At 57.6% G+C, this 18,319-nt stretch carries 21 protein-coding genes; 13 read left to right on the forward strand and 8 right to left on the reverse strand.

The features are described 5' to 3' along the window. Nucleotides 1-503: 503 nt before the first annotated feature. Together BR48_RS0119125 and arcA are read left to right on the forward strand one after the other, a co-directional pair. Nucleotides 504-1,937: a basic amino acid/polyamine antiporter gene (locus BR48_RS0119125; RefSeq protein WP_027232780.1), complete on the forward strand. Its 1,434-nt coding sequence runs from the start codon at nt 504-506 to the stop codon at nt 1,935-1,937. A gap of 21 nt (nt 1,938-1,958) precedes the next feature. Further along, nucleotides 1,959-3,221, forward strand: coding sequence for an arginine deiminase (arcA, locus tag BR48_RS0119130; RefSeq protein ID WP_027232781.1), 1,263 nt, complete (start codon nt 1,959-1,961; stop codon nt 3,219-3,221). A gap of 60 nt (nt 3,222-3,281) precedes the next feature. On the opposite strand, the gene BR48_RS0119135 is transcribed toward arcA, so the two are convergent. Further along, on the reverse strand, nt 3,282-4,712 hold the full coding sequence (locus tag BR48_RS0119135) for a basic amino acid/polyamine antiporter (RefSeq protein ID WP_027232782.1): 1,431 nt from the start codon (nt 4,710-4,712) through the stop codon (nt 3,282-3,284). 291 nt (nt 4,713-5,003) lie between these two features. Here BR48_RS0119135 and BR48_RS0119140 point away from each other — a divergent pair, with 291 nt between their 5' ends. Genes BR48_RS0119140 through BR48_RS0119170 form a run of 7 tightly spaced genes read left to right on the forward strand, consistent with a single transcriptional unit; the run spans nt 5,004 to nt 10,531 of the window. After that, complete coding sequence (locus BR48_RS0119140; RefSeq protein ID WP_027232783.1) at nt 5,004-5,537, forward strand: Na+/H+ antiporter subunit E; 534 nt, start codon at nt 5,004-5,006, stop codon at nt 5,535-5,537. Next, a complete protein-coding gene (locus BR48_RS0119145) occupies nt 5,530-5,790 on the forward strand; it encodes a monovalent cation/H+ antiporter complex subunit F (RefSeq protein WP_027232784.1) in 261 nt (86 codons plus the stop codon). Before BR48_RS0119140 ends, BR48_RS0119145 begins: the two co-directional genes overlap by 8 nt. Before the next feature lie 4 nt (nt 5,791-5,794). Next, nucleotides 5,795-6,040, forward strand: a complete 246-nt coding sequence (locus BR48_RS0119150; RefSeq protein ID WP_027232785.1) for a hydrogenase subunit MbhD domain-containing protein — start codon at nt 5,795-5,797, stop codon at nt 6,038-6,040. Further along, on the forward strand, nt 6,037-6,381 hold the full coding sequence (mnhG, locus tag BR48_RS0119155; RefSeq protein WP_027232786.1) for a monovalent cation/H(+) antiporter subunit G: 345 nt from the start codon (nt 6,037-6,039) through the stop codon (nt 6,379-6,381). The genes BR48_RS0119150 and mnhG overlap by 4 nt, the downstream gene beginning before the upstream one ends. Next, entirely contained in the window at nt 6,378-7,061 is a 684-nt protein-coding gene (gene mbhE / locus BR48_RS0119160; protein ID WP_027232787.1) for a hydrogen gas-evolving membrane-bound hydrogenase subunit E, read from the forward strand. The genes mnhG and mbhE overlap by 4 nt, the downstream gene beginning before the upstream one ends. Before the next feature lie 21 nt (nt 7,062-7,082). Further along, the gene (locus BR48_RS0119165; protein WP_027232788.1) at nt 7,083-7,451 is read left to right on the forward strand and encodes a cation:proton antiporter subunit C; all 369 of its coding nucleotides are present in this window, start codon (nt 7,083-7,085) and stop codon (nt 7,449-7,451) included. Then, nucleotides 7,445-10,531: a proton-conducting transporter membrane subunit gene (locus tag BR48_RS0119170; RefSeq protein WP_027232789.1), complete on the forward strand. Its 3,087-nt coding sequence runs from the start codon at nt 7,445-7,447 to the stop codon at nt 10,529-10,531. The genes BR48_RS0119165 and BR48_RS0119170 overlap by 7 nt, the downstream gene beginning before the upstream one ends. A gap of 14 nt (nt 10,532-10,545) precedes the next feature. On the opposite strand, the gene BR48_RS0119175 is transcribed toward BR48_RS0119170, so the two are convergent. From BR48_RS0119175 to BR48_RS0119185, 3 genes are all read right to left on the reverse strand, one after another. Beyond that, nucleotides 10,546-10,833: a glycine zipper 2TM domain-containing protein gene (locus BR48_RS0119175; RefSeq protein WP_027232790.1), complete on the reverse strand. Its 288-nt coding sequence runs from the start codon at nt 10,831-10,833 to the stop codon at nt 10,546-10,548. A gap of 222 nt (nt 10,834-11,055) precedes the next feature. Further along, the gene (locus BR48_RS0119180) at nt 11,056-12,324 is read right to left on the reverse strand and encodes a cytochrome b N-terminal domain-containing protein (protein WP_027232791.1); all 1,269 of its coding nucleotides are present in this window, start codon (nt 12,322-12,324) and stop codon (nt 11,056-11,058) included. A 48-nt stretch (nt 12,325-12,372) separates the two neighbouring features. Then, nucleotides 12,373-12,723 carry a cupin domain-containing protein gene (locus tag BR48_RS0119185; protein ID WP_245273593.1) on the reverse strand — a complete coding sequence of 117 codons (351 nt, stop codon included), beginning with the start codon at nt 12,721-12,723 and terminating at the stop codon, nt 12,373-12,375. On the opposite strand from BR48_RS0119185, the gene BR48_RS26735 reads away from it, so the two are divergent. Continuing rightward, the gene (locus tag BR48_RS26735) at nt 12,677-12,814 is read left to right on the forward strand and encodes a hypothetical protein (RefSeq protein WP_245273597.1); all 138 of its coding nucleotides are present in this window, start codon (nt 12,677-12,679) and stop codon (nt 12,812-12,814) included. The two genes, BR48_RS0119185 and BR48_RS26735, sit on opposite strands and share 47 nt — an antisense overlap. 9 nt (nt 12,815-12,823) lie before the next feature. Here BR48_RS26735 and BR48_RS0119190 read toward each other — a convergent pair whose 3' ends face one another. The 4 genes from BR48_RS0119190 to BR48_RS0119205 all read right to left on the reverse strand — a co-directional run bounded on the left by BR48_RS0119190 (nt 12,824) and on the right by BR48_RS0119205 (nt 14,988). Beyond that, the gene (locus BR48_RS0119190) at nt 12,824-13,579 is read right to left on the reverse strand and encodes an SDR family oxidoreductase (protein WP_027232793.1); all 756 of its coding nucleotides are present in this window, start codon (nt 13,577-13,579) and stop codon (nt 12,824-12,826) included. A 125-nt stretch (nt 13,580-13,704) separates the two neighbouring features. Continuing rightward, nucleotides 13,705-14,109 (reverse strand): type II toxin-antitoxin system VapC family toxin, encoded by a 405-nt coding sequence (locus BR48_RS0119195; protein ID WP_027232794.1) that lies wholly within the window; start codon nt 14,107-14,109, stop codon nt 13,705-13,707. Next, a complete protein-coding gene (locus BR48_RS0119200) occupies nt 14,106-14,339 on the reverse strand; it encodes an AbrB/MazE/SpoVT family DNA-binding domain-containing protein (protein WP_027232795.1) in 234 nt (77 codons plus the stop codon). Before BR48_RS0119200 ends, BR48_RS0119195 begins: the two co-directional genes overlap by 4 nt. A gap of 115 nt (nt 14,340-14,454) precedes the next feature. Beyond that, nucleotides 14,455-14,988, reverse strand: coding sequence for a MarR family transcriptional regulator (locus tag BR48_RS0119205; protein ID WP_027232796.1), 534 nt, complete (start codon nt 14,986-14,988; stop codon nt 14,455-14,457). A gap of 145 nt (nt 14,989-15,133) precedes the next feature. Between BR48_RS0119205 and BR48_RS0119210 the strand changes: the two genes are divergently transcribed. From BR48_RS0119210 to BR48_RS0119220, 3 genes are all read left to right on the forward strand, one after another. Continuing rightward, a complete protein-coding gene (locus BR48_RS0119210) occupies nt 15,134-15,529 on the forward strand; it encodes an Ohr family peroxiredoxin (protein WP_027232797.1) in 396 nt (131 codons plus the stop codon). Between the two features lie 77 nt (nt 15,530-15,606). Next, on the forward strand, nt 15,607-16,653 hold the full coding sequence (locus BR48_RS25025; RefSeq protein ID WP_051615215.1) for a DUF3095 family protein: 1,047 nt from the start codon (nt 15,607-15,609) through the stop codon (nt 16,651-16,653). A 343-nt stretch (nt 16,654-16,996) separates the two neighbouring features. Then, the gene (locus BR48_RS0119220; RefSeq protein WP_245273582.1) at nt 16,997-18,247 is read left to right on the forward strand and encodes an epoxide hydrolase; all 1,251 of its coding nucleotides are present in this window, start codon (nt 16,997-16,999) and stop codon (nt 18,245-18,247) included. Nucleotides 18,248-18,319: the final 72 nt, after the last annotated feature.

Consider the following 18,319-nt stretch of genomic DNA (forward strand, 5'->3'; position numbering starts at 1 on the left):
CTCGTGAAATGGGACAAAGCATACGTCTGCGGGGCAATTCGACTATAACGTGTGCCAATCGTTTGTGATTGGTCAGAAATCCCAAATGCCCGCCCGGAATCCCAATTTCCGCAGTGCAAGAAGCGGCCTCCAGCTATTGTCCGCGATGGTTGGCGTTGACCTACCCTCGTTGAGTGCTCAGTGTCGCCCACTTCCATGGGGGGATTTTCGCCCCCGGAAGTTTGCATGAAGATCAGGGATTTAAAGGCGCTGCGTTGCTTCGGCTAATTCCCGACGCGACAGAAACCGGCACATTGAAGCTGGGATCCTTGTTTTGTCGCCATCGCATTTGCTGGCGTTTGTCCGCAATACTCCGACGTAGCCGCGCCGGTAGCAAAATTAGAGACGCGCAGCCTATTTGTGGGATTCTGTGCTGATCACATAGAGAATTGAAACCTCCTATAATCTTTGCCGGAGCCACACCTTGCGCTCCCCTAACCTGACCAATTCTTGGGGGGTAACTCATGGCCTCAGGTTCTACTCAAAAGTTCTCATTGTTCGCGCTGACTGCCATGGTCGTGGGGTCGATGGTGGGCGCCGGCATTTTCTCGCTACCGCGCACGTTTGGTAACGCAACGGGTCCCTTCGGGGCGATCATCGCCTGGTGCATTGCCGGGACCGGCATGTATATGCTTGCCCGCGTTTTCCAGTCGCTTGCAGAGCGCAAGCCCGAACTCGATGCTGGTGTCTTCGCCTATGCCAAGGCGGGCTTCGGCGATTATCCGGGCTTCCTTTCGGCGTTCGGTTACTGGATCGGCAGCTGCATCGGCAACGTTTCCTACTGGGTACTGATCAAGTCCACGCTCGGACTGTTCTTCCCGGTCTTCGGAGATGGCAATACGGTGGTCGCCATCGTCGTCGCATCGATCGGCATCTGGCTGTTTCATTTTACGATCCTGAGAGGCGTCCAGCAGGCCGCGTTCATCAACACGGTCGTCACCGTCGCGAAGATCGTGCCCATCCTCACCTTCATTCTGATCCTTATCGTCGTGTTCAAGGGCGATATGTTCAGCGCCAACTTCTGGGGCGGCGTCGGCATGCCGGAATCGCACATCTTCGATCAGGTGCGGGCGACGATGCTGGTCACCGTCTTCGTGTTCCTCGGTATCGAAGGCGCGAGCAACTATTCGCGTTACGCCTCAAAACGGTCGGATGTCGGTACAGCCACCATCCTCGGCTTCATCGGCGTCACCACGCTTATGGTGCTGGTGTCGCTGCTCCCCTATTCGGTCATGGCCCGCGCTGATATCGCGGCTCTGGGACAGCCCTCGATGGCCGGCGTTCTTGAAGCCGTCGTCGGCCACTGGGGGGCGATTTTTATCAGCGTCGGCGTGATCATTTCGGTGCTCGGCGCCTATCTCGCCTGGTCGCTGGTCTGTGCGGAAGTTCTCTACATCGCCGCGCAGAAGGAGGATATGCCAAGGGTGTTCGGGACCGAGAATTCAAACAAGGTTCCTGCGGCTGCGTTGTGGCTGACGAACATCGTGGTTCAGCTTTTCGTCATCAGCACCTACTGGTCTCGGGACGCCTTCGCGCTGATGCTGAGCCTGACCAGCGCCATGTCGCTGATACCCTATCTCTTCGTGGCCGCCTATGGCGTCATGCTGGCGCGGCGAGGGGAGACCTACGAAAAGAAGCCTGAGGAGCGCCAGCGCGATCTGATCATTGCCGGCGTGGCCGCTGTCTACACCCTGTTCATGATTGCGGCGGGCGGACTGAAATTCGTACTCCTTTCGGCGCTGCTCTACGCGCCGGGAACCATTCTCTATTTCTGGGCCCGCCGTGAGCGCGGCAAGCCAATATTTAACACAACTGTCGATTGGCTGATTTTCGCTGCCGCAGCAATCGGCTGCGTCGCGGCGCTGATCGGGCTCATATCCGGCTACATCACAATTTAAGCTACCTCGGGAGGTACAACCATGTCAGCTTCTCCAAATACTCAATCCAGCGACTTCGGGGTCCATTCCGAGGTCGGGCAGCTGCGTAAGGTCATGGTATGCGCACCGGGGCGGGCGCATCAAAGGCTGACACCCAGCAATTGCGACAGTTTGCTCTTCGACGACGTGCTCTGGGTCGATACCGCCAAGCGCGATCACTTCGATTTCATCACCAAGATGCGCGATCGCGGTATCGAAGTGCTGGAAATGCATAATCTCCTTACCGAAACCGTGGCGGTTCCTGAAGGCAAGAAGTGGATTCTCGACAATCAGGTTGTCGTCAATCAGGTTGGGTTGGGCTTGGTGGACGAGATCCGCAGCTATCTCGAGGGACTTTCCAACCGCGAACTGGCCGAGACCCTCATCGGCGGCCTTTCCACCTATGAGTTTCCCGAGACCCACGGCGGCGAGATGCTGAAGCTTGTCAGGGACGCTGCAGGCGTCAATGAGTATCTGCTGCCGCCGCTGCCCAATACGCTTTATACCCGTGATACGACGTGCTGGATCTATGGCGGCGTTACCTTGAACCCGCTCTACTGGCCTGCGCGCCATGAGGAGACGATTCTTACGACCTCGATCTACAAGTTCCATCCGAGCTTTGCCGGCAAGGTCAATGTCTGGTGGGGCGATCCGACTGAGGATTGGGGTCTCGCCACGCTCGAAGGCGGCGACGTCATGCCCATCGGCAAGGGCAATGTTCTTATCGGCATGAGCGAGCGCACCTCACGCCAGGCTATCAGCCAACTCGCGGCCAAGCTTTTCGAAAAAGGTGCCGCCGAACGCGTGATCGTAGCGGCCATGCCGAAGCTGCGGGCAGCAATGCATCTTGATACGGTGTTCACCTTTGCCGACCGCGATTGCGTTCTGCTCTATCCGGATATCGTCAATAGTATCGACGCTTTCTCCTATCGCCCTGGTGACAAGGAAGGAACTGTCGAACTTCACAAAGACAAGGGTACGTTCGTTGAGACCGTACGCGATGCGCTCGGCCTCAAGAAAATGCGCGTCGTCGAGACGGGCGGCAACGACTATATGCGTGAACGCACGCAGTGGGACAGCGGCGCCAATCTCGTTTGCGCTTCGCCGGGTGTCGTTTATGCCTATGACCGCAACACCTACACCAATACCTTGCTGCGCAAGGAAGGCATCGAAGTAATCACCATCAGCGGCGCCGAACTTGGCCGTGGCCGGGGTGGCGGCCATTGTATGACCTGCCCGATCGCCCGCGATCCCGTCGACTACTGATTGCCGGACTTATCGGAACTATCCCTGGGGCCGCTTGGAGCGGCCCATTTTTTAATTGGTTCAGATGGTGATGCGTCCCGTGGCGATGCCGAAAATCGCGATAGCCGCCCCGAGAGCCGCAATGGCGAACATGATCATTTCTGTTGGTGTAAAGACCTTCCTGCCCTGCTCGCGCCGCGCCATGATGAAAAGGATCGTGCCCGGGCCGTAGAGTACAAGCGAGAGCAGAAGATGCTTGGCGCCGGCGGCATAGATGAGACCTGAAGTATAGATGAGCGCAACCAAGCCCCTGATCAGGTCAGTCCGGTGGCCGGCGGGATCGCGGTCATAGGTTTCGCCTGTCCAGGCAAGCTTGAACCCATAGGCTGCCACGAGCAGATAGGGGATGAGGATCATCGAACTCGTCAATTCGATCGCGAGGCGAAACGCATATTCAGTGAAAAGCGTGATGATCAGAAACGACTGCACAATGATATTGGTCAGCCAGAGTGCATGCGACGGCACTCCATTCTTGTTTTCATGGGAGAGAAACCGCGGCATCGTCTCGTATTTGGAGGCCGAGAAGAGAATTTCTGCGGCAAGAAGCACCCACGACAGGTACGCGCCAAGAACCGAAATCAGCAGGCCGAAGCTGACGAAAATCGCGCCCCAGGGTCCGACCACCGCCTCGAGCACGCCCGCCATGGACGGGTTGCGCAACTGGGCAAGATCGGTGCGCAACATCACGCCATAGGACAGGATGGTAACGAGGACGAGAAGGCAAAGCACGCCGAGGAAGCCAACAACCGTGGCCACGCCTACATCGTTGCGGTTGCGCGCGTAGCGGGAATAAACGCTTGCGCCTTCGATGCCGACGAACACGAAGACCGTTACCAACATAGTGCCGCGCACCTGACTGGCGATGTTGCTGAAACTGACGTCTTCGCCGCCCCAGAAATTGAGGGCAAACACGTCTGCCTTGAAGCCGTAGATGACGAAGACGATGAATAGAAGGATCGGTATGATCTTGGCGAAGGTGACGATCGTATTGATCGATGCCGCCCCCTTCACACCCTTCAGGATCAGCGTGTGAAAACTCCACAGAATGACGGATGAGGCGACAACAGCGATGACCGTATTGCCATCGCCGAAGACCGGAAAGAACAGGCCGAGCGTCGATTTGATCAGCACGAAATACGAAACATTGCCGAGGCAGGCTGCCGACCAGTAGCCGAGGGCCGACAGGAAGCCGAGATAATTGCCGAAGCCGGCCTTGGCATATGCGTAGATGCCGGCATCAAGGTCCGGTTTACGGCGGGAAAGGACCTGGAACACGAAGGCCAGCATGAGCATTCCGACGCCGGCGATCGACCAGGCGATCAGTGCGCCGAAAGGCCCTGTGACGCGGCCGAAGCCCTGGGGCAGGGAGAAGATGCCGGCGCCGACCATCGATCCGACCACCATGGCCATCAGTGCCCATACGGAGAATTTTGTCTCGGATGTCGATGTCATTTCGCCCCACAAGCAGATGCTGATTTCGCCGAATCGTGCCGGCCGCCAGGCGACCCCGCAACCACTTTAACTTTCGGCCGCGATGGTGTGATTGGCATCCAGTCCCAAACCTTTGCACCGGATACTATTCGCCAGAACAAAAGCAGTCCCTCCGGCAAATAAAAACCAAAAAGCCAGCAACAATTCGAAAGCATTCTTCCTAGAAATTCGCTTATAATAGAACCGGTTAATGCGTGGCATACCTACTGCCAGCTTGTTGCATCATCCCGATTTTCTACGAGGGTCGCTTCGATGGCTTCAGACCGTGGGACTGCTCACAATGGCGTCGCACCTTCGCCCTTGGGCTCGATCAGCCTCTGGCTGCTGCTGTTTGCGCTTTGGCTGATCATGAATGCCAGTATCGAGCTTCCGGGCGTCCTCACTGGCGCCGTGATCGCACTCGTCATCGACTGGATCTTCATGCGTCGCAGCGGCACCTGGTGGCAGGTGATACTGACCCCGAAAAGCGTGGTCCATTTCATTGCCTATACCGGTGTTTTCTTTGTGGAGTTGGTGAAGGCCAATTTGAATATGCTGCGCTATGTTTATTCGCCGCGCATCGACATTCACCCCGGCATCGTCAAGATCAATACGGGGCTCAAATCGCCGATAGGACGTCTGGCTCTTGCCAACTCAATTGCGCTCACTCCCGGCTCCCTGGTCATGGATATCCAAGACGATGTGATTTTCATTCACTGGCTGGACGTCAAGACCGTCGATCCAGGGCTTGCGACTGAAATGATCGCAGCGCCCTTCGAGAAACATCTGGGAGCGGTCTTTGGCTGATATCATCCTGAAGATTGCCGGTGCCCTGATCTTCCTGAGCATCACATGCGGTATCATCCGGCTCGTCATCGGGCGCACGATCGTCGACAGGGTCGTTGCCATCGACATGCTGACGGTTGTCTCAATCTCGCTTATCGCCCTTTACGCCCACTTGTCGGGCCGTTTCGTCTATATCGACGTGGCGCTCGTCTATGGTCTTCTCAGCTTTCTTGCAGTCCTTGCAATCGCGCGTTACCTCGAGCGGAGGTCGTAGCGCCATGCTGGAACTTCTGGTGATCCTCGTTTGTGCCGGCATCCTTGTGAGCGGCGTCCTTGCCGTTTGGCTCAGCAACCTGCTCGCCGCGATGATCAGCGCGGGCCTCGCCAGCCTGTTTGCCGCCGTCTCGTACGTATTGCTCGCGGCTCCCGACGTGGCAATGGCAGAGGCGGCGATCGGTTCTGGACTGGCGACCCTGATCTTCCTCTATACGATGCGCAAGACCAATGGCGGGAAAGAGCCATGATGGAACTGATCGGCAGTATCATAATCCTTGCCGGTGCATTCTTTCTGTTTTCCGCCGGGCTCGGTCTTTTGCGCATGCCCGATGCTTTCACCCGTATACAGGCCGGCACCAAGGCGTCGACACTCGGCAACATTCTCGTTCTTGTCGGGCTGGGCTTGTACCACCCCGATTGGAGCCTGAAGCTGCTCATCGTTGCCTATTTCGTGCTGATGACGAATCCCCTGTCATCCCACGCACTTTCGCGTGCCGCGCACAGGATCGGCATTCCAATGGCAGCGTCGACCTTCACCGACGCATTGCGTGACGCGGAAAACGATCGGAAAGGGAAGGGCGCCCAATGAAACGAAGCTTCGCCATTCTCGCTGTCATCATGTTCGGGGTGATCTTTTTCGGCCTGATTAAAGGATATACAGAACGCCAGACAATATCGCCGCTTGCTGCATATTATCTCACGCAGGTCCCGCGCGAACTTGGTGCGTCGAATGTGGTGACCGGGATCCTGATCACCTATCGTGGCTTCGACACGCTCGGGGAAGTGGCCGTACTTTTCATGGTGGCTGCGAGTGTTGGCGTGCTCCTCAAAAGCAAGACTGGGCAAGATGCGCCAAGTGCCGGAGGGCGCGAACCGAGCGAGCTCGTTCGCACCGGAGCTGAAGTGATCCTGCCGTTCATTTTCCTCTTCGGCGCCTATGTGATCATGAACGGGCATCTTTCAGCGGGCGGTGGTTTTCAAGGTGGCGCCGTGGTGGCATCCGGCGTCATGTTGCTGATGCTGGCGAGCCCGGCCAGCCAACTCCATCACGGCTTCCTCAGCGTGACGGAGTCGCTCGCAGGCGTTATCTATGTCTCGATAGGCGTCCTCGGCATTGTTTTTGCTGGCGGATTTCTCGACAGCCACATTCTCCCGCTCGGTAAATTCGGCACGTTCCTCAGCGCTGGGGCGATCCCGCTGATATCGGCACTGCTTGGCATCAAGGTCGGCGCGGAACTGAGTGTCGTCATCGATCGGTTCCGAAGCTGACATGGCAGGCGAGGTACGTTGATGGGACTGCCGGTTTCGCAAATCTTGCTCGTTACGGGGTTTCTTTTGATCCTGATCGGATTTTGGGGAATCTTTGCCCACCGCAATATCCTGCGCATCATCATCGGGTTTTCGCTGATCGACACCGGCATTCACATCGTCATGGTGGCAACCGGCTATGTGACCGGTGGTACTGCGCCAATCATCGATACCGCATTGGAAAAGGCCCACGCTGCGGCGAACGCTGTGGACCCTGTTCCGTCGGCGCTGGTTGTCACCGCCATTGTCATCGGTTTTTCCGTCACTGCGATCATGCTATCCTTTGCGATACGCCTGTACGATGCAAAGAAGACGCTTGATATCGACGCCTTCACGGAGTCGAAATGGTAGAGGCCTTGTTGCAACCGCTGAACATTTTCCTGTTCGGCCTTGGCGGCAGCTTTCTTATCCCGCTGCTTTACCGGATCGCCAAGCCTTTGCCTGCGGTCGCTTTCGGCCTTGCACTTGTTGGGATGACAGCCATCAGCGCTGCCTGCCTGTGGGCGGTTTATCATGGTCAGCCTGCGCTGGAGAGTTTTACGGCCGGCAATGTGCCACCCTATTCGATCAATCTACGCATTGGCCCTTGGGAAGCCATCTGTGCCTTCAGCATCAACATTGTCGGGCTTCTGGCTGCCTGGCACCTGTGGGGCCAGCTCCGCCAAAGTTACGCAGCCCTGTTGCTCTTTCTGCTCCTGATCATGGGCGTAAACGGCATGGTGATGACGCGTGATCTGTTCAACTTGTTCGTGTTCCTCGAAATTGTATCGATCGCGACCTACGGCCTCTTGGGCTTCGACGGGACCCCCGCGGCGCTCGCCGCCGGCTTCAAATACATTCTGGCGACTGTGCTTGCATCGACCTTTTTCCTGCTTGGCACCGTGCTGCTTTATCATGTGGCCGGCACACTCAACATCGATGACCTGATCGTTTATCGTGACCAGATAGCGGGCCCGATCGGAACGACGGCACTCCTGCTCATGCTCGCCTGTCTTCTTATCGAATTGAAGCCGTTTCCAGCCAATGGCTGGGGCCTCGATGTGTACGAGTCAGCGTCGAGCGGCATTGCAGCGCTCGTTTCCGGTGTGGTCTCGGCAGGCGTGTTCTTTGCCCTGTTCAAATTGCTCCCGCTTTTTGACAATTTTCTCACACTTATTGCGGTTTCGGGCGGCGCCACTTTTCTGTTCTCCAACCTCGCAGGGCTGCGCCAGACGAATGTTCAGCGCATCCTCGGCTATTCGTCGATCGCACAAATGGGATTGCTGACGCTCGCGCTTGCGCTGATGCGGCAGCTTGGCTCCGATGCGTCGATGCCGCTTGTGGTTGGCGGTCTCTTCGTCAATCACCTCTTGGCAAAGGCCGGTCTCTTCTTTCTCGCGGGCGCTGTCGACCGGGATAAGGTCAATGGCTGGGCTGCCATCGCCGGACGTCCGCTACTTCTGCTGGTCTTCGCCATGCTGCTCCTTGCCATTGGCGGCCTTCCGCCTTTTCCAGGGTTCTGGTCCAAATGGGAACTGGTCATGAGAGTGGCCAATGCCGGGCAGTATGGATGGATCGCCGTTATTCTGGTCGGGTCGCTTTTCGAGATCGCGTATATGTTCCGCTGGTTCAAGCAGGCGACCCGCGCCGCGCCGGAAGTGGAGATGGTGGACGTCTCGCCCGGTCATCTCGTACCGGCGGGAATGTGTGCCCTGCTTCTCTGCGTTTCCGGCTATATCGCGGCAAGCCTTTCGGGTGCCGCCTCCCTCTGGATGTTTGCGCCGCTATGCGGGGCGGGCTTTCTTTATCTGCTCGACCGGCTTCCGGGCCGATTGAAATCCGCGTTGATGCTCGTCCTCGTTCTTGTCGTTGGCGCCTGGATCATTTCTCCCGCAGAGGGCATAAGCCGGCTGTTTGCGATTCTGCTTCTTGCAGGCGGTCTGGTCGTCGCTGCGGCAAGTCTTTATCGCGCCGATCCTCGCCCGGGTTACTACCCACTCATGGCGCTCCTGCTGCTTTCTATCGCAGCGCTCCTGCGGACGAAAACCAGCCTCGAATTTTTCTTCAGCTGGGAGATGATCACGCTCGCGTCCTATTTCCTGATCGCCCAGGCGCGCGGCGCACATGCTTACGCGCTGCCATTCCTGTTGTTTTCCATTGCCTCGGCCTTCTGCCTACTCACTGGCTTTGCCATTGCCGCTGCCGCCAATGGAACGATGGATCTTGCTGCGTTTGGCGCAGCCGGAAAGGATGCCTGGCCAGCTTTCGTCCTGCTCGCAATCGGCTTCCTCATCAAGGCGGGTGCTGCTGGTGTCCATGTCTGGCTGCCGGGCGCCTATGCGGAAGCCGACGACGACCTTTCGGCTATGTTGTCGGCTGTCGTCAGCAAGGTCGCCATCTTTGGACTGTTTTCAGTCACATATCTCGCCATTCGCTCGCAGATCGGGCTAGACATGGCGCATGTCGTGGGTTGGGTCGGCCTGCTGACAACCGTATTCGGCGCTCTGATGGCATTGCAGCAGAATGACATGAAGCGCATGCTGGCCTATTCGAGCATGAGTCAGCTCGGCTATATTGTCACTGCCATCGCACTGATGAGCCACCTCGGCTGGGTCACAGCGCTTTATCTCGTCGCCAACCACCTGATGGTGAAAGGCATTTTATTCCTCGCCGCAGCCGGCATCATCCTGCGAACCGGAACGCGTCTGATCGATGGAAGCGGCGGATTGGTGCGCAATATGCCTTTCACTTTTGCGGCCGTCGCCACGGCTCTCATCTCCATGTCAGGCCTGCCGCCGCTTGCCGGTTTCGGTGGAAAATGGCTGCTGCTCAGCGCTCTGGTGGAGAAGAGCTGGTACGGACTGGCAGCGATGGCCGTCGTCGCGACGTTCGTCGGCTTCCTCTACATGTTCCGTCTGGCCTATTCGGTTTTTCTCGGGGAGCGAAGGGCCGGACTTGACGCTGTTCAGGAAGCGCCCCTGGCGTTGCTGATGCCGCAGTATGTGCTGGTCGCAGCCATACTGGCTTTGACCTTTTTCCCGAAGATCTTCATGGAGCCAGTATCCGCGGCGATCGACCCGACATTTGCATCGACGCTGGTGTGGGAAGGCATGTCGCTCGAAACCATTTACGGTTACTGGAATCCGCTACCTGTCATGGCGATAACGGTCACGCTTGCCACGGTCCTCTTCTTCGTGGTCTGGCTGCGCTACGTATACGGCTACCGCAGGACCCCGACGACGGGCGTCGCGGTCTTTTACGCATTCTATCAGCCGACGCTTGCGCGCGTGTTGAAGCCGGTCGCGATCACATTCTGGCGCGGTGTGTCGGCGTTAACGCTAGGCGCCGCGGACGGGGTCAGAAAGGTCTATACCGGAAACGGCCAGACCTACTGCCTATGCGTCCTTTGGTATGTCATCGTCATTATTGCGGTCGGGACGATCGGCCGTTAGCGGCCGATCTGCGCTCAGCAGGGCGCGATGAAGATCGTGCCGTCGCTGCGCCGATAACGGCACTTGCTCCGGTCTTGGCTCGGCGTCGATGCTGTACCGACGACAGCGCCAAGGAGGGCACCACCAGCAGCGCCACCCACGGTGCTGCGCGTATTGTTGCCGATGGCTTGGCCGGCAACGGCGCCGACGCCCGCACCGACCACCGCGCCAGTTCCTGCACGACGATCCTGTTCGTTCGTGGCACAGGCCGAAAGCAGTGCAGTTGCGCTTACAACAAGAATGGCCACATTAAACGATTTCATGACGACCTCCTCGACAAACTCGTTTCGCTCGCTAGTGAGTTCAATGTTCAGGAAGCGCCAACGTCAACAGGGATCGCTTTCCCCGAGCCACGTATACCGAAGAAATGGACGCCAGGCCTAGTCTGCGGATTCTCGGCAAAGTCACCGTAAACTTGACAGGCCAGCCGCCCACGACATGCGCCCGGGTTGGCGCATCGCCAAGGTCTATTGAGATTTATATCTTCAGTCCGGATCTGCTGCCTGCCTTGTTTGCTCGAGGACAGCTTCGGTTATCGAATTCGGCAGTCGACGCGGCGTCTCGATGAGCCCCAGCAGCGGCATGATGACGATGAAGAATGCGAAATAGTAAAGCGTCGCGAACTGGGACAGGATGACGTAAGCGCCTTCCGGCGGCCGAGAGCCCAGCCAGCCGAGGAAGAGGCCGTTGGCGACGAAGAGTGCAAAGAACAGCCTGTACCAAGGACGGTATACCGCCGAGCGCACCTTTGACGTATCGAGCCACGGTACGAAAAACAGCACAGCGATGGCGGCAAACATGGCCAATACGCCGCCGAGCTTGGAATCGATCGGTCCAATGCTGAACGTGATGGCGCGCAGGATGGCGTAGAACGGGAGGAAGTACCATTCAGGTACGATATGTGCCGGCGTCTTCAGTGGTTCGGCAACCGTGTAATTGTCCGGATGGCCGAGAAAGTTCGGCATATAGAAGACGAAATAGGCCAATACGAGCGAGAAAACGACAATTCCAAGCGCGTCCTTAACCGTTGCGTGGGGCGTAAAATCAACGACGTCGGCGCTCGACTTTACGTCAATGCCGATCGGATTGTTCTGGCCAACCACGTGCAGCGCCCAGATATGCAAGGTCACCACGCCGACAAGCATGAATGGCAGCAAGTAGTGCAGCGCAAAGAAGCGGTTGAGGGTGGGATTGTCGACGGCGAAACCTCCCAACAACAGTTGCTTTATCCACTGGCCTGCCACCGGTATGGCGGTGAAGAAGTTGGTGATGACGGTGGCGCCCCAGAACGACATCTGTCCCCAGGGCAGCACGTAACCCATGAAGGCCGTCGCCATCATCAACAGGAAGTTGGTGCAGCCCAGTACCCACAGAAGCTCGCGCGGCGCCTTGAAGGAGCCATAGTAAAGACCCCTACCGATGTGGATATAGACTGCGATGAAGAAGAACGACGCACCGTTCGAATGCAGATAGCGCAACAGCCAGCCGGAATTCACGTCACGCATGATCTTTTCGACTGAATCGAAGGCCAGTACAGTATTGGGAGCATAATGCATCGCCAGGACGACGCCGGTCAGGATCTGCGAAACCAGCATGACGGTGAGAATGCCGCCGAAGGAATAGGCGTAGTTGAGATTGCGCGGGACCGGGTAGACGATGAACGAATCGTACACCAGCCGGGGCAGCGGCATGCGGGCATCCAGCCAGCGCTCGATGCCTGTCTTCGGCGTATACGGCGAACCCACACCCCGCATCGCATTTCTCCCCGTTGCCTTAACCTTCAGCGTTGTGTCTCGCGTAGTTTATTTCACCGGCATGACAACCGGGGCATCCTTTTTCTTCAGCAGCACGACGATGAATTTCGCCGGTTTGGTCTTGCTGGCATTGCGGCTGATCAGGTGAATGTCGTCAGGACTCTCGTAGAAGGTCTCGCCCGGCGATACGGTGACTTCCTTTTCTCCCTTGACCTGCATCACGATCGAACCCTCGAGCACATAGACGAACGCGTTTGCTTCGTGTTTGTGAATAGGTGATGAGCCTCCCGGGCCATATTCGACCGAGATCATCAAGCCCTCCTTGCCGGGATAGTTCGGGAGGTCCTTTTTCATGAGCGGCGTGACTTTTGCAGTGTCGCCAGCGGCGATCGACGGCAAGGTGCCAACGAGACAAATGGCGGCGGACACAAATAGCCTCAACAAAGCTGATTTCATTGTCGTGATCCCTTCGGTTGTTGAACGCAAATAGATGGGTGGCTTACTTCGGCTGTTGAGCCTGGCGGAACCAGTCTTGGAAGGTGATCTTGCCGATCCGTGCACCATCGCCAGGCACGATCGACTGGTCGTTGAGTTCAGACCCAAAATAGCGCGCATGCACGTCTGCCTCGACCGTTCGAGGATCGTTCGCGGCTTGCAGATAACGGGCAATGATCGCGTTCATGGGCGCGCGCTCGGGCCCTGCAATTTCCATCGTTCCGTTGAGGGGCTTGCCGGTGGCGACATCGGCCATCACATCGGCAACGTCGTCCGAGGCGATGGGCTGGAAAGCTGCGGGAGAAAGACGAGCGACGGTGCCGACTGTCGCCTCATCGGCGATGCCCTTCAGGAATTCAAAAAACTGGGTGGAATGGACGATCGTGTATGGAATTGGCGATTCCTTGATGAGTTTTTCCTGGGCAAGTTTGGCCCTGAAATAGCCATTTTCGGGCAGCCGTTCCGTTCCGACGATCGACAGGGCGACGTGGTGCTTTACGCCGGCCTTGGCTGCGGCGGCGAGCAGGTTGCGGCCCGACGTTTCGAAGAACTCAAGCACAGCCTTGTCTTCCCATGAAGGCGCGTTTGCCAGGTCGACGACGACCTCGGCGCCGACGAGCGCTTCCGCCAGGCCTTCACCTGTGATGGTGTTCACACCGGTGTTTGGCGACACGGCGAGCACCTCGTGTCCCTTGTTGCGCAGGCGTAGCGCGGTCTTGGACCCTATGAGCCCGGTCCCACCAATAATGACAATCTTCATGACGTATCTCCTTCGTTGTCGGCGTTTTCGACAATGAATGGAGAGACAAAATCATTCTATAATACGCGGGGCGTAGTGACCTAACCGCATTGGTTAGCAGCATCATGCCTAATTATAGGAGTGATCTAGCTGCCGGGTGTCACCAGCGTCAGTGTTGGAAAGTAGGTACGGTATCGTCCGACGTCACGCGTAAGCAAAGTCAACCGGGCCACGGCCGCCTGGGCTCCTATGAAAAAGTCAGGCAGCACGCCTGTGCGGGCCCCACCTGCCTTGCGATATTGCATGAAGACTTTACCGGCAAGGAAGAGTGCTTCTCGCGGGATCGGTATTATTTCCAGTCCGGCCTCATCAATGAATGCGTCGAGGTGTTCGATGCGATTGTAGCGGACCGCAAGTTCGGCGTAGACAACGTCGTTTATCAGAAGGGGGCCCCGCAACGACGCGGCCTCCAACTGCGCGATCGACCAGTCGGCCCATTTCAGGTCGTTGGTGACAAGATCGAGCAACACATTGGTATCAACGAGGATCACTTCTCACCGCGGGTGAGGGCGAGGATCGCATCCGTATCGAGACCGGCGCCAGCGTGGCCGCGCAGACCCCCAAAACGGCTCTTTGGCTGCTTGTTGTCGGCGCGGGTAATCACGACGCTGCCATCGACCGCCCGGTGAAAATCGACCTTGCTGCCCGGCCCGATTCCCAGGAAGTCGCGCACGGGCTTGGGGATCGTCACTTGCCCTTTCGTCGTCACGGTGGTGGTCATTCTGTGCCTCTGGTAATGCTCTTGTCGTAGAAGGTATTACTTTTGGGCAGGGGATTCAAGCGGTCAGTGGAGCCTATGGCGCCACGCGCCACGTGCGGATCATCGACATAACACTCTATGTGCCGGATTTACGGTCATCGTCCGCTGACGCCCTGCCGCTGCGGCCTTGCGTCGCCCGCAAAAGGTTGTCGCGCAGTTTCGTCACCGATTTCTGCACTTCTGGAAAATCCTCACCAAGTCCGGTGGCGTCAACAACCGACGCGGCAGGAATCTTATCGAGAAGTTTCCGTCCGGCAGGCAGTAGGCTCACGCGCACCTGCCGTTCGTCCGCTGGATCGCGGCGACGCTGAAGATAGCCTGTTGTCTCGAGTTTCTTGAGAATGGGCGTCAGCGTATTGGATTCGAGAAATAATTTCTCACCAAGCGCGCCAACGGTCAGATCGTCCCCTTCGGAAAGCGCGACCAGAGTGATGTACTGGGTATAGGTCAGGCCAAGCTTGTCGAGGATGGGTTTGTACGCACGGCCAAACGCCAAATTCGCCGAGTAAACCGCGAAACACAGGAAATTCGACAGCTGCCGCCGCTCATTGGCGGGCACCGTGGAAGAGGGCGCGGTCAAGTCCGTAGATTTGGCTTTCGAAACAGACATGACGCCTCCTGGGACGCAACTTTGATTGATTCTATATAGATCGCATACGATTAAATCGCAATGGTATTGACATCAGGGTTGCATCTGACTATTTACGTCGCATCCGAAAGGATCGGATACGATATAATAACACGAGGATTTGACGATGACCGAGAAGCTCCTTTTTACTGGAAAGACCCATAACACGAGCGGGCGCGACGGCAGTACGCGCAGCAGCGACGGCAAGCTGGATCTCAAGGTTCCGCAGCCGCATCCTGCCGCCGAAAATCTGTTCGGCGCCGCTTGGTCCGCTTGCTACATGGGAGCGATTGAGGTCGCCGCCGCCCAAAGGAATATCAAGCTTCCAGCAGCGACGGAAGTTGACGCCGAAATCGACCTGAATGTCGATGAGGGCTCCTATTTTCTCCGGGCGCGACTCAATGTAAGCGTGCCGGGAATCGACCGCGCTCTAGCCGAAGAGTTGCTCGAAGCGGCTCATTCGATTTGCCCCTATTCCAAGGCGGTGCACGGCAATATTGAAGTCGCGACCAAACTCCTATGAGGCAGATCGGCCGGTCTGTTCAAACATGGCGGGCCGACCACTTTGGTAAAAGTGACATCCCAACAGGAGCGCGTTCGATGATCGATGACTATGGAAGGTCAAGCCCGGCCTACAGCGAGTTTTCGCGCGTGCTGGACCCCGCCATCTATGAGGCTTTGCCGGACGATTGGATCATCGGAATAACGGACGTCATCGATTCAACCTCTGCGATCGGGTCAGGGCGATATGAAGACGTAAACTACGCCGGGGCGACAATCATAGCCGCGCTCGGAAATGCTTGGGGGTCGTTCGATTTTCCGTTTGTGTTTCGGGGCGACGGAGCCGCTTTCGCATTGCCGCCACACGGCCATAGGATCGCAACATCGGTAATGCGGCAGGTCTCAACATTTGCGCAAAGCGATCTCAATCTCAGGTTGCGAACTGGCCTGGTGCCCATTGGAGACATTCGCGCCGCTGGACGCGATGTCAGAATTGCCCGCTACGCGGCGTCGGAACAGGCCACCTATGCGATGTTTGCCGGAGGCGGGGTAAAATGGGCCGAGCAGCAAATAAAGAGCGGGCGTTTTCTCGTCGAGCAGGGTACAGACAAGACTAAGCCTGACCTGTCTGGGCTTACCTGCGACTGGACACCCTTTCCCAGTCGGCGAGGGGAGATCCTGTCACTTCTGGTAGAGCCGTCGGAAAACACGCACCCCGAAGCCTTCGCCAAGGTCGCGCGAGCGGTCCTTGCAGTCTTCGATACCGGTTCGCGCCGTTCTCATCCGCTTCCCGAGGAGATAGGCATCCCAAGGGACAGCAAGAAATACATCGATGCGAAAATGTGGGCGGAGATCGCCTCCAATTCGGATTTCCGCAAGTTTGACGATGGGTTGCGCCTGACGCTGGATTGCACAACCGAACAAATCGAGACAGTGGAAGCCTTGCTCATCGAGGCAAGGGCGCGCGGCGAAATCAACTTCGGATTGCATCGACAGTCGCATGCCCTGATGACCTGTCTGGTACCATCGGGACAGCCCAATTCGCACCTGCATTTCCTGGACGGATTGGGCGGTGGCTATACCAAGGCGGCGCAGATGCTGGAAGCAACTGAGCGCCGTGAAACGCCAACGTCGGGCAGGGGTTAGTCACCGGGCTGGGACGAGCGCCAGCGGTGCGTCGATCAAGCGCCAAGGCAAACGATGTTACCGTAACGTACTTGTCCGCGGATATGTTTGGAAAGGATCATCGGTACCGCACGCACGCCGTTCACTCCTGTTGTTGGCATCGCGGCGTGGTGTTTTTCGCACGGGCCACATCTACAGAGTGCATGAGATGCTACCGGCGTACCCTTAAGCGTATCACCTGCAGGACATGTCTCTCTGTTTGGGCCCGACCAACGGGAGCACTACAATGACAGACATAGAATATCCCAACGAGCATTCATCAGTGCCGGCGGTCAGACCTATCCGACAAAGCCGGCGCGAATTCTTGAGCACTGTCTCACTGGGGATTGCGGCTGCAACCACGGCGAGCCTTTTTGCCGAACCGGACGCTATGGCCGCGACGGAAGAAATCCGCCCGTTCACGGTGAACATTCCGGACGCCCAACTCGAAGATCTGCGTCGACGCATCGCCGCTACCAAACTGCCGCCGCAAGAAGTGGTGACGGATGCAACACAAGGTGTGCAGCTCGCGACGATCAAGGCACTCGCCGGCTATTGGGGAACGGATTACGACTGGCGCAAAGTCGAGGCCCGGCTCAACGCCTTGCCGCAGTTTACAACCGAGATTGACGGGCTGGAGATTCACTTTATCCACGCCCGTTCTAAACATGAGAACGCATTGCCGCTCATCGTCACACATGGGTGGCCCGGCTCGATCATCGAGCAATTGAAGATCATTGACCCGCTCACAAATCCGACAGCATACGGCGGCACCGAAAAGGACGCCTTTCATGTCGTCATACCGTCGATGCCCGGCTACGGCTTTTCCGGTAAGCCGACCACTACAGGCTGGGACGCCGTCCGCATCGCAGCCGCCTGGACCGCGTTGATGAAGCGCCTCGGCTACACGAAATTTGTCGCGCAGGGCGGTGATTGGGGCGCGCTAATTGTCGATCAGATGGGCGTGCAGGCGCCGCCGGAACTGATCGGCATTCATACCAATATGGCCGGCGCAGTTCCGCCTGAGATCGATAAGGCGGCTTTCGCAGGAGCGGCGCCTCCCGAGGGACTCTCGCCTGAAGAGAAGAATGCCTATGACCAGCTTGCCTTCTTCTACAAGCATGGGCTGGCTTACGCGCAGGAGATGGGGAACCGACCCCAGACCCTTTATGCGATTGAGGATTCGCCCGTCGGTCTCGCCGCCTGGATACTCGATCACGACATCCGCAGTTATGAACTCATCACGCGCATCTTCGACGGTAAAACCGAGGGCCTTACGCGAGACGACATTCTCGACAACATTACGCTCTACTGGCTGACGAATACGGGCGTATCTTCGGCTCGTCTCTATTGGGAAAACAAGCTTCCATTCTTCGCGCCGAAGAACGTCACCATCCCGGTAGCGGTAAGTGCTTTCCCCGACGAGATCTATACGGCGCCGCGTAGTTGGGTGGAGAAGGCCTATCCCAAGCTGATCCATTACAACAAGCTCGACAAGGGCGGCCACTTCGCCGCCTGGGAACAGCCGGCGCTGTTCACTACGGAACTTAGAACCGGGCTCCAGTCGCTGCGCTAACCAGCAACAAACGGGGCGGCGGCAATGTGCGGCCGCCCCATTGTGCCGCGAAGTCTTGGAAGAGTTCCGTCG

This window comes from Phyllobacterium sp. UNC302MFCol5.2, assembly GCF_000686005.1.
Lineage (GTDB): Bacteria > Pseudomonadota > Alphaproteobacteria > Rhizobiales > Rhizobiaceae > Phyllobacterium > Phyllobacterium pellucidum.

Bases quoted from the DNA above. Each gene is read 5' to 3' on its own strand.
- BR48_RS0119140 (WP_027232783.1), top strand. From the start codon at position 5,004: ATGGCTTCAGACCGTGGGACTGCTCACAATGGCGTCGCACCTTCGCCC.
- BR48_RS26735 (WP_245273597.1), top strand. From the start codon at position 12,677: ATGAGCGGCGTGACTTTTGCAGTGTCGCCAGCGGCGATCGACGGCAAG.
- BR48_RS0119205 (WP_027232796.1), bottom strand. From the start codon at position 14,988: ATGTCTGTTTCGAAAGCCAAATCTACGGACTTGACCGCGCCCTCTTCC.
- BR48_RS0119150 (WP_027232785.1), top strand. From the start codon at position 5,795: ATGCTGGAACTTCTGGTGATCCTCGTTTGTGCCGGCATCCTTGTGAGC.
- BR48_RS0119125 (WP_027232780.1), top strand. From the start codon at position 504: ATGGCCTCAGGTTCTACTCAAAAGTTCTCATTGTTCGCGCTGACTGCC.
- BR48_RS0119210 (WP_027232797.1), top strand. From the start codon at position 15,134: ATGACCGAGAAGCTCCTTTTTACTGGAAAGACCCATAACACGAGCGGG.
- BR48_RS0119175 (WP_027232790.1), bottom strand. From the start codon at position 10,833: ATGAAATCGTTTAATGTGGCCATTCTTGTTGTAAGCGCAACTGCACTG.
- arcA (WP_027232781.1), top strand. From the start codon at position 1,959: ATGTCAGCTTCTCCAAATACTCAATCCAGCGACTTCGGGGTCCATTCC.
- BR48_RS0119180 (WP_027232791.1), bottom strand. From the start codon at position 12,324: ATGCGGGGTGTGGGTTCGCCGTATACGCCGAAGACAGGCATCGAGCGC.
- BR48_RS0119135 (WP_027232782.1), bottom strand. From the start codon at position 4,712: ATGACATCGACATCCGAGACAAAATTCTCCGTATGGGCACTGATGGCC.
- mbhE (WP_027232787.1), top strand. From the start codon at position 6,378: ATGAAACGAAGCTTCGCCATTCTCGCTGTCATCATGTTCGGGGTGATC.
- BR48_RS0119190 (WP_027232793.1), bottom strand. From the start codon at position 13,579: ATGAAGATTGTCATTATTGGTGGGACCGGGCTCATAGGGTCCAAGACC.
- BR48_RS0119170 (WP_027232789.1), top strand. From the start codon at position 7,445: ATGGTAGAGGCCTTGTTGCAACCGCTGAACATTTTCCTGTTCGGCCTT.
- BR48_RS0119165 (WP_027232788.1), top strand. From the start codon at position 7,083: ATGGGACTGCCGGTTTCGCAAATCTTGCTCGTTACGGGGTTTCTTTTG.
- BR48_RS25025 (WP_051615215.1), top strand. From the start codon at position 15,607: ATGATCGATGACTATGGAAGGTCAAGCCCGGCCTACAGCGAGTTTTCG.
- mnhG (WP_027232786.1), top strand. From the start codon at position 6,037: ATGATGGAACTGATCGGCAGTATCATAATCCTTGCCGGTGCATTCTTT.
- BR48_RS0119200 (WP_027232795.1), bottom strand. From the start codon at position 14,339: ATGACCACCACCGTGACGACGAAAGGGCAAGTGACGATCCCCAAGCCC.